The sequence below is a fragment of the Mycobacterium sp. 1165178.9 genome, from assembly GCF_001673555.1.
GTDB lineage: Bacteria > Actinomycetota > Actinomycetes > Mycobacteriales > Mycobacteriaceae > Mycobacterium.
Genome location: NZ_LZMB01000519.1, coordinates 1 through 9,816 on the forward strand (window position 1 = coordinate 1; position 9,816 = coordinate 9,816).

6 protein-coding genes and 1 tRNA gene are annotated in these 9,816 nt (G+C 67.0%); 1 reads left to right on the top strand and 6 read right to left on the bottom strand.

Annotated elements, in window-relative coordinates; genetic code table 11:
* From A5652_RS22180 to A5652_RS22205, 6 genes are all read right to left on the bottom strand, one after another.
* A partial coding sequence (locus A5652_RS22180) for a single-stranded DNA-binding protein (RefSeq protein ID WP_156745481.1) occupies positions 1-254 on the bottom strand: 254 nt, incomplete at its 3' end.
* Positions 255-402: 148 nt separating this feature from the next.
* Positions 403-2,442, bottom strand: a complete 2,040-nt coding sequence (locus tag A5652_RS22185; RefSeq protein WP_067356826.1) for a cytochrome c oxidase assembly protein — start codon at positions 2,440-2,442, stop codon at positions 403-405.
* A gap of 28 nt (positions 2,443-2,470) precedes the next feature.
* Complete coding sequence (locus A5652_RS22190; RefSeq protein ID WP_067356829.1) at positions 2,471-4,825, bottom strand: glycerol-3-phosphate 1-O-acyltransferase; 2,355 nt, start codon at positions 4,823-4,825, stop codon at positions 2,471-2,473.
* On the bottom strand, positions 4,822-6,621 hold the full coding sequence (locus A5652_RS22195) for an HAD-IB family hydrolase/lysophospholipid acyltransferase family protein (protein ID WP_067356832.1): 1,800 nt from the start codon (positions 6,619-6,621) through the stop codon (positions 4,822-4,824). Before A5652_RS22195 ends, A5652_RS22190 begins: the two co-directional genes overlap by 4 nt.
* On the bottom strand, positions 6,618-8,087 hold the full coding sequence (locus tag A5652_RS22200) for a wax ester/triacylglycerol synthase family O-acyltransferase (RefSeq protein WP_067356835.1): 1,470 nt from the start codon (positions 8,085-8,087) through the stop codon (positions 6,618-6,620). The genes A5652_RS22195 and A5652_RS22200 overlap by 4 nt, the downstream gene beginning before the upstream one ends.
* Positions 8,088-8,222: 135 nt before the next feature.
* On the bottom strand, positions 8,223-9,470 hold the full coding sequence (locus A5652_RS22205; RefSeq protein ID WP_067356838.1) for an alpha/beta hydrolase: 1,248 nt from the start codon (positions 9,468-9,470) through the stop codon (positions 8,223-8,225).
* Positions 9,471-9,656: 186 nt separating this feature from the next.
* Between A5652_RS22205 and A5652_RS22210 the strand changes: the two genes are divergently transcribed.
* Positions 9,657-9,730, top strand: a tRNA-Arg gene (locus A5652_RS22210).
* Positions 9,731-9,816 lie beyond the last annotated feature (86 nt).

Below are 9,816 nucleotides of genomic sequence, written 5' to 3' on the forward strand. Positions count from 1 at the left end.
TATTCGCTCGTGTGCACGTGACCGACGACGATCACCGGTGCGCCCTTGCCCAATGCCGCACCCACTCCGGTGACCAGCTTTCCCCAGCAGTTGACCGTGACGAACAGCGAGTTCCCGTGCTCCCAGCCGCCGTCTCCGGTGCGGCGGCGCGAGTTGCTGGCCACCCGGAACTTGAGAACCTCCTGGTCGCCGACCTTGCGGCGGGCGGGGTCGTTGACGATGTGACCGACGACGGTAAGCGGGGTTTCGAACATGGGCTGTCCCTTCTCGATTGCTTTGGCTACGGCCGCCAGTAAGCGCTGCGCTACCGACGAACGCCGTGGGAAACAGCGGTGAATCCCGGACGGGCCGGTCGTCCTGTGGAAGAAACCGCGACTGTGAATCAGTCCGGAGCGGCCCGGCTTAGTCGGATCGGTTGGGATTCTCGCCCTTTGCCAGCCGCGCCAGCATCGCGTTGTAGGCCACCAGTTCGGCGTCATCGTCGCGCTCGGCGGCCCGGTCTAGTCGCCGCGCGGTGCGGCGATCGCTGCGCGCCCACTGGATGAGCAGCGCGAGCATGACGATCACCAGCGGGAATTCCCCCGCCGCCCAGGCTATGCCCCCGCCGAGCCGCTGATCGCCCAGCAGATCCGTGTGCCAACTCAGACCGAGCGAGCGGTAATAGTCGGCGCCGAGCACCTTCTTGGTGCCCATCAGTACCACCCCGAAGAAGGCGTGCAGCGGCAGCGATGCGAACACCACGGCCACCTTCGCCAGCGGCGGGATCGGCCGCGGCGTGGGATCTACGCCGATCACCACCCAATAGAACAGGTAGCCGCTCAGCAAAAAGTGCAGGTTCATGGCCAGGTGCCCGGCGTGGCTGCTCGCGGTGGTGTCGAAGAGGTTCGACAGGTACAGCCCGTAGAAGCCGGCGACGAACAACACGGTGGCCACCACGGGATTGGTGAGAAATCGGGACAGGCGGCTGTGCAGCGCGGCCAACAGCCATTCCCGCATGCCCGGCGGATCGTCACGGCCGGCCGCGGGTAACGCCCGCAAGGCCAGGGTGACCGGGGCGCCGAGCACCAGCAGGATCGGGATCAGCATCGACAGGCACATGTGGACCACCATGTGCATGCTGAACATCGCCGGCATGTAACGCCCAACGCCCGACGACGTGGCGAACAGCAACACCAGGCAGCCCAGCAGCCAGGAAAAGGTCCGCCCTGGCGGCCACTTGTCGCCGCGGCGGCCCAGCCGCACGACCGCCGCCACATACAAGGCGGCAAAGACCAGGGCGGCGGAGCCGAAGATCAGGTCGAACCGCCAGTCGAACAGGATGCGCGCCACGGTGGGTGGGCCGTCGAAGTCGTACCCGATCTCGGCTTCGGGAATCGATGGCAGCCGGGACGGCGGTGGTGGCGGTGGGGTACGGCCCAACCCGACGGCGACGCCGAACGTGAGGCCGAAGATGGCGGCCTCGATCAGCGTCAGCCGCAGCAACGCACCACGCCCGTGTCCCGAATCGGCTTGCAGCGCAGCCACACTCACACGCCGCTGGCGCCAGCCGAGCGCGCCCAGCAGGCACAGCGCGACGAACTTGGCGGTCACCAGCCGGCCGTAGTCGGTGCTGAACAGATCGGAGGGCTGGACCCGGACCAGGGCGTTTACCAGCCCACTCATTGCCATCGCGACCCAACACCACAACGCGATCAGTGAGAATCGCCGGGCGGCCAGCCCGAGGTGACCACCGCCACGCAGCGCATGGGCAAGCAGGGCGAGCAGGCCACCGGCCCACAGGCTGGCGGCGACCAGATGGATCAGCAGACTGTTGGTGGCCAGGTCGTGGGAACCGCCGGCCGACGAGTGACCGGTCAACCCCAGCGGAACCAACGTCATCACGGACGCGGCCACCAGCACCGGCGCCCACGACCAGCGCAGCACCGACAGGCTCGCCAGCGTGATCACCGCGGCCAGGATCGCGGTCCAGCGCCAGGCCGAGGCGTTGGTGATCAGACCCGCTAGCGACCACATCCGCATCGGGCTGATATCGGCGACGGGATGGCCGGACACGTCGGAGATGGTCAGCGGCACCAAGAGGGCGGCGCAAACCGCCCACACCCCCGACGCCACCGTCCCGAGCCGAAGGGCCCGATAGCCGCCGGCGTCGAGGACACCGTTGCGCTGCGGCGGCACCAGAAATGCGGCGAACAGAAACGACCCGACCGCGAGCACCGCGGCGATCTCACCCGCTGCCCGGACGAAGGGCAGCCCCAGCGTGGTCACATCTCCCGGATCGGGTAGACCGGTCACCGTCAACGCGCTGGCCAACGAGAGCGTCCCGATGCCGGCGGCGGTGCAGCCCGCCAGCACGGCCACCCCGACCACGACCGGCCACACCAGCGTGCGGCGCTGGGCGGAGGCCTGGGGCGGGGCCTTGCCAGCCGGCGGGGCGACGGTCATATGTCCAGGGTATGGGCGACCCCGCCGGCTACCGGGTTTGGCTGTCCAGAAGGTTGCGGCGGGCCTTGTCCTCCCGGGCCACGAACTGTTCGCGTGCGATCTGCCCCACATAGTTGAAGTCATGCAGGATGTAGCGCAGCTCTCGCAAAAAGGCGCCTCGCCTTTCCGCCAGGTCCGCGGCCGGCGCGATCAAGTTCTGGTCGTCGACGACCTGGCGGGCGGTGGCGAACAACAGCGTCGACACCGATTCGCTGCTGCGGATCCGGGTCTGCGCCACGTACTGCCGGCCGACGCCCAACGCCAACTCGGTCAGTTCCTTGCGTCCGATGTCCGCCGGCGCGTCACACAGCACGTCGGCGACGATCTCATAGGCCTCGAAGAACACCCGCAGCATCGCTTCCGCCATCAGCGGGCGCTTCGCGAACAACAGCGAGCGGATCTCCTCACCGCCTGCGGCGACGTGACCTTCCCAATTGTTGTGCCATGCCATCTCTTCGGCGATGTTGTCACGGAATGTCGCGGAGTCCGCGAAATAGAAGTCGAACTTCAGCAGATCGCGCAGCCGCATCGCCTGCGCCCAGAAGGCCGCCATGCGGTCGCCGTCGGCGCGGCGGGCGTGTGCCAGTGCGAGCTCGACGATCGACGTCTCCAAAAAGGCGTGGATCACCGAGTTGCGGTAGAAGGCCGCAGCGTGCTGTTCCTCGGGCGCGATGCGCCACACCGGTTCCCGGCCGCCGTCGACCCGGGTGATGGGGTGTCCGTGGGACAGCGCATCGACCGCAGCGCGCACCCCGTCGTGCGTGCGCAGCCGCAACGCGCTGGTGGACATCGGGTCTTGTTTGCGTTCCAGATAATCCAGCGAGTCCTGCAGGGTGTGGTGCAGCTGACCGAGCGTCAAAGCCGCACCGCGGGTGGTCAGCAGCAATGCGCAGACCAGGCCCGTCGCCGTCACCGGCGTCGCCTGCAGGATTCGCCAGGCGACCTCGAACGACATCTTCTGCAGTGCAAGACGTTTGGCGTCGGGGTCTTGGGACAGCGGGCCGTGCGGTGCGCCAAGGTACTGGCGCATCGACACGGCTTCGGGGAAGCGGACGTAGATCTTGCCGTAGTTGCGTTCACCTTGCGCGCGGATGAAGTTGTACAACCAGCCCACACCTTCGGGTGTCTTCTCCCCGCCGCGGGCGTAGGCGGCGTATTCGGCGGTCTCGTGTAGCTGATCGAAGCTGATCGAGACCGGTTGCAGCAGAATATCTTCGCTGCGGCCGTCCAGGTAGGCGTCGGCGACGTAGGCCAGCAGGCCGAGCTTGGGTGGCAGCATCTTTCCGGTTCGCGAGCGGGTGCCCTCGATGGACCAGCTCAGATTGAACCGCTTTTCGACGATGTAACCGACGTACTCGCGCAGCACGTACTTGTAGAGCTGGTCGTTGCCGATGTTGCGGCGGATGAAGATGACGCCGGAGCGCCGCAGCAACGGCCCCATCGCGCCGAACGATAAGTTGATGCCGGCGAACACATGCACCGGCGGTAACCGGTTCTCCTGCATGGCGACCGGCACCACGGCACCGTCGATATAGGAGCGGTGTGAGAACAACAGCACCGCCGGGTGAGCTTCCAGGCCCGCCCGCATCGCCGCAACCTGGTAGCCGTCGTAGTCGATCTCCGGATCGAACCCGCGGCTGAGCATCCTGCCGAGAACCCCGACGAGGTCGACCGATGCCCTGCTCCACCCGGTGGCGAGTTCGTCGAGCATCTTTCCGGCTTCGTCGACGGTCGCGCCGGGAATTTTGGCCAGCCCGGCGCGAAACCGGTTGGAGGCCAGGATCTCCGGCTTCACCAACCGCGGCGACTTGTACTGCGGTCCAAGGATGCGGTACTCGACGCGTTCCATCGCCAAGATGGCGCGGCGGATCACGAATTGGGCGAAGTCGTACTTGTCTTCTCCGACCGTGGTTTCGCGCCACTGCCGGCGCAGTTCGGCAACGGTGGCCGCCTCACCGGCCACCACCCGGGCGCGCTGGGGAGCGGTCCGCACGATCTGTTCTTGCTGACGGTGGTTGGGGTGGTAGGGATCCCGGCCGGGGAGGAGCCCGGCCAGCTTGGCGAAACGGCCGCGGTCGGGCTCCGGCAGCCAGAACACTCGCACCGGCACGATCGAACGATCCTCTCCGGATTCGAGTTGTTCGGCCAGGGCCGTCATCGCTTCCGGTGGCGCGTCGAGTGCCGGCAGCTTCACGAAGCCGAAATTCGCTCCCGGATGGTCGGTGCGCTGGTGTTCCAGCCACGCCGTCACCAGTTCCATCTCGACCGGCGAGGCCATCGACGCCAATACCAGCGAGTCTCGTCCGGTAAGAACCGCGCTGCTATCTGCAGCCGGTTCGGTCATGGATGCCCTCGGGGCGGCGAATCCGGTGGCTCGGCGCTGACGGCCGCCTCGGCGGCGGGTCGTTGCGCCTCGCCGTCCTTGAGCGCGGCTTGGGATTCATGCGGATTTGCCTTGGGCGGCTTCGCTTTCGACGTGGCCTTCTTCGCGGGCGTCTTCTTGGCGGGTGCCTTTTTAGCCGGTGCCTTTTTGGCCGGTGCTTTTTTGGCCGGCGCCTTCTTGGCGGGCGCCTTCTTGGCGGGCGAATTCTTGGCGGGCGAATTCTTGGCTGCCGCCTTCTTCTCGGCGTACAGATCCACCTCGGGCAGTTCGTCGACGGGCCAGTTGGCGAGCGTATCCAGGTATAGCTGGCGGACCTCGGCGATACGCTCCGGCAGCGTGTCAAGCGTCCAGTCCTGCACCGAGATCGGCGGAAAGACCGCGACGTCGACGGTGCCGGGGTTGATGACGGTCGAGTTTCGCGCGGCGACGAGCTCGGCGTTGCGGATCACGATCGGGACGATCGGGACGCCCGCGGCCATCGCAATCCGGAACGGCCCCTTCTTGAAGGGGCCGACCTCGGTCGTGTCGACGCGGGTGCCCTCCGGGGCGATCACGATCGAAAGGCCCCTGCGCGCACGGTCTTCGACCTCGTGCAGCATCTCCACCGCGGCGGCCTGATCATCGCGGTCGATGAACACGCCATCCAGGAGCCTGCCGAGCGTGCCCATGACGGGGTCTTTCTGCAGCTCCTTCTTGCCCACACCGACCCAGTTGTCGCGCACCAGCGCGCCGGTGATGACCGGATCAACCTGGTTGCGGTGATTGAAGATAAAGACCGCCGGCCGTTGCGCGGTGAGATTCTCCTCGCCGATGACGTTGAGATGCACGCCGGCAATCGCCAGCGACAGCTGGGAGAAGTTCGAGGTGAAGAAGTTGACGCCGCGACGCCGGTTGCGGGTCAGCACGCCGACGCCCACCGCGCCCGCCGCGACCGGGAACATCGAGCCGAACCCGGCCAGAGTCCGCAGCTGCCGCCGCAGGCCCACCGGGCCACGGCTGCTGAATCGCAGGATCGGCCATCCGCGGCGCTTGGCCACCGCGGCCATCTTGCCTTCAGGGTTCGTTGGGCGCGGATTGCCGACCAGGTACATCAGGGCGACGTCCTCGTCACCGTCGGCATAGAAGTAGCTGTCTTTGAGATCGATGTCGTGCTCGGCCGCAAATCGTTGCACCGCAGCGGCTTTGCCCGGTCCCCACAAGATCGGCTTCTCGACGCTACCGGTGAGCATGCCGTCTTCGGTGGTCTCGAATTTGTTGGTGAGCATGTTGGGGATTCCGAGGAAACGCGCGACCGGGTTTACCTGGATGGTCAGCGCCGACGAGCTGAGCACGACGGTGTGGCCACGAGCCATGTGAGCGCGCACCAGCTCGCGCATTTCCGGGTAGATCCGCGACTCGATCCGCTGGATGAACATCCGCTCGCCGATCTCTTCCAAGTCGTCGAGCAGTCGCCCGGTCAGCGCGGCGGCGGCCTTGCCGATGAGGTCTTCGAATTCGATACGACCGAGGGTGTGGCTCAAGCCGGCCTGCACCATGCCGAGCAGCTCCCCTACCCCCATGTCGCGGCGCAGCAGCCGCTCCTGGGTCAGGATGAGCGCGGTGAACCCGGCGACCAGCGTGCCGTCCAGGTCGAAGAAGGCACCGATCTTGGCGCCTGCGGGGCTGGCCATGATCTCGGCCACCGAGCCGGGCAACCGCATCTCCTGCTCGGCGTTTTTCCCTCTGCGGTGGTCGGGCTGCTCCGTCGAGGCGCTCATGAGCCCGCCGCCGATCGCGAGGACACGGCCGGCTCGGCGAACGAAGCGGGCACCGCCCGCGGTGGTGGGTCACCGGCCAGCGCCAGGATCTCGTCGAAACCTTCGAGCAGGCATTGGGCGAACAACGCCTCGTTTTTCACTGAGGCCCTGTCGTAGCGCACCGTGATGGTGCACCACCCGCCGCGCGAAATCAGCACCACCATCATCGCCACTCCGGGCAGCGGGCCGACACCGTACTGCCGCAAGACTTTTGCGCCGGCGATGTAAGTGTCGCCCGGGAAGACGGGGACGTTGCTGGCCTGCACGTCGGATCCGATCACCGAGCCGGTGATCCCTTCGAGTACCGCGGTCGGCAAGACGCTGAGCACCGGAGCAATCGAACCGATGATGTTCATCGCGGGCTCGTCGCGGCGCTGAGTCATCTGAGCGCGGATCTTCTTCATTCGGGACACGGGATCGGCGGTACCGATCGGCGCAGCCAGGTTGACACCGGTGAATCGGTTGCCGCCGGCCGCGTCCGCTTCTGCCCGCAGGTTGACCGGCACGGCCATCGGCAGCGTGCTGATCGGCACGCCGAACGCCTGGTGGTAGCGGCGCAAGGCGCCGCAAAGTCCGGCGAGGTAAGCGTCGTTGATTGACCCGCCGCCGGCCTTTGCGGCCTTGTGCAGGTCGGCGAGGGGGATATCGATCGCCTCGCTGCGGGTGGCGAGGCTGCGCGGCCGCAGCAGCGGCGAGGGCTCTGCAGCCCGGTTGAGCACCCGCATGCCTGACATGGCGTAGCCGACGATCCCCGAGACGGCGGCCGTCGGCTCCAAGACCGCCCGCCCGGCCGCCGATACCGCGCCGGACAGCGCGCTCATGACACCGCCGACGACGGCGAACGGTAGGTGGTTAATGCCCTGGCGCATCAGATCATTGGAAGTCAGATCCTGCGGGACGGGCAACGGTAGCGTCGGCTTGGCCGGCGGATTGCGCTCGAGGTCATAGATCTCGGCGAACATCTGAACCCCGCCCACGCCGTCGGTGACGGCATGGCTGACATGCAGCAGGGCCGCGGCCTTGCCGTCGGCCAGACCGTCGACCAGGGTGGCTGTCCACAGTGGTCGCGAAATGTCCATCGGTGACTGCAGGATGAGCTCGGCAAGATCGAATACCTCACGCAGCGTGCCGGGTTCGGACACCCGCACCCGGCGCACATGGAAATCCAGGTTGAAATCGGGGTCAACCACCCACCGCGGCGCGGCCGTCGGCAGGGACGGCACGACCACCTTCTGCCGCAGCCGCAGCACCCGTCGCGACGCGTTTTCGAATCGCGTTCGGAACTGTTCCCAGTCCGGCGTGGTGTCCAGTAGCTCGAGCGCCATGATCCCCGACCGGGTGCGGGGGTTCGCCTCTCCCCTGTGCAGTAGGTAATCGACCGGCCCGAGCTCGTCGGACAACTTCATCGCCTCGACGGACTCAGTCATGGTCACCAGTTCGACGCGCCAACCTTGTCACGGCCGATCAAGCCTCCTGCCTTAGACCAACCAACCCCAATGGTCTATCCAACGCTAGTCGGGTTACCGCGCTGGTGAAAGGAGCGGCGAGTACTCGGCGCGGGCTTAGCTGGCCGACGTGGCGGCCAGGGGCAACGCGTCCAGCAGCGCGCCGACGCGCCGCCCATAGACGACACCGAGGAAATCGGCGACGGCGTCAGCGGCCAGCCGCGATCGAACCGTCGGCGTGATGTCGAAAGCGTGATGGGCATTGCCGAGTTCGGCGTGGGCCACCGTGGCCGCGCCCGCCGCGCGCAGCGCCGCGCAGAACGCGCGAGCCTGCCCGCTGGGCACCAATTCGTCCTTCTCGCCGTGCAGCACGAAGAACGGCGGCGCGTCGCCGCGCACGTAGGAAATCGGCGATGCCGCCGTGAAGCGCTCCGGCTCGTCGGCGTAGCGGGCCTTCATCACGAATTGCTCGAGGAACGGCAGCATCAGTTCGTGCATGTTCTCGAAGTCGGTGAAGTCGTACACGCCGTAATAGGGCGCTACCGCCTGCACGGCGGTGTCCGCGTCTTCGAAGCCGGGTTGGAAGGTCGGGTCGTTCGGGGTGAGCGCAGCCAGGGAGGCCAGGTGCCCACCCGCCGAACCCCCGGTGATCGCGATGAAGTCGGGGTCGCCGCCGTAGTCGGCGATGTTTTCCCGCACCCACGCGATCGCCCTTTTGACGTCGATGAGGTGCGCGGGGAACGTGGCGCGCGGGCTCTTGCTGTAGTCGATCGACACGCAGATCCAGCCGAGTTGGACCATTCGGCTCATCAACGTGTAGGCCTGCGGACGCCGGCCGTTCAGCGCCCACGCTCCGCCCGGCACCTGAATCAGCACCGGCGCGCGGCAGCCGGGCGCCAAATCATCGCGCCGCCAGACGTCGAGCAGGTTGTCGCGCGGACTCGGACCGTACGAGATGTCGGAAGTCTGCGCCGCGTAACGGCGGTGGGGCCCAGGCCTGCTCAACAGTCGACCGCGCGGCGCGCACAGGGCCCCGACGGCGGCCGGGTGGCAAATCTGCTCGCGAAACTCAGGTCCGAAGGACTCCTCTAGGGCGGCGGTCAGGGTTCGATCCGCCCGCTGGGCGGCCAACGCCGTGCCGACGCGGCCGACGGACGGATGAGCAACCCGCGATAGCGCGTGTCCGGTCACCACGCGCGGCGGAAACTCGGTGGAAAGCCAGCCGGCGAAGCAGCCCAGCGCGAACGGGCCGCCGCGCAGCACCAGATTTCCCAGCTGATAGACGTCGCGGGCTTCGGCCGCCAGGCGTGCCGCCTGGGCACCCGCCCACGAGCAGTGTGAAGTCAAAGTGCCGGCCACGCTCATTGCAACGCCACCCCTCGACGTCATGCACACGCCTCGTTGCGGTTAACGGCCGATTGCCGGCCGATGTTGATCGTGTGTCGAGGGTCCCCACCATAACCGATAACTGCGGCGCGGGAAGGCTTTTCGCGCGCGTGGCGGCGGGGAAGCGGCTCGGCGGGTGCGGTTGGATAGACTGACCTGCACATTGCCTCCGTAGCTCAGGTGGATAGAGCAAGGGCCTTCTAATCCCTAGGTCGCACGTTCGAGTCGTGCCGGGGGCACCCAGGGCATGTATGAGTTCGGCTGATGCTTGACATTTTGTCTTCGGGTGATGGCTGACAGTGTTTCGGCTGATGGTTGACAGTTA

Excerpts from the sequence above, each read along its gene's own strand:
- A5652_RS22185 (WP_067356826.1), bottom strand. The coding sequence starts at position 2,442 with ATGACCGTCGCCCCGCCGGCTGGCAAGGCCCCGCCCCAGGCCTCCGCC.
- A5652_RS22200 (WP_067356835.1), bottom strand. The coding sequence starts at position 8,087 with ATGACTGAGTCCGTCGAGGCGATGAAGTTGTCCGACGAGCTCGGGCCG.
- A5652_RS22190 (WP_067356829.1), bottom strand. The coding sequence starts at position 4,825 with ATGACCGAACCGGCTGCAGATAGCAGCGCGGTTCTTACCGGACGAGAC.
- A5652_RS22205 (WP_067356838.1), bottom strand. The coding sequence starts at position 9,470 with ATGAGCGTGGCCGGCACTTTGACTTCACACTGCTCGTGGGCGGGTGCC.
- A5652_RS22195 (WP_067356832.1), bottom strand. The coding sequence starts at position 6,621 with ATGAGCGCCTCGACGGAGCAGCCCGACCACCGCAGAGGGAAAAACGCC.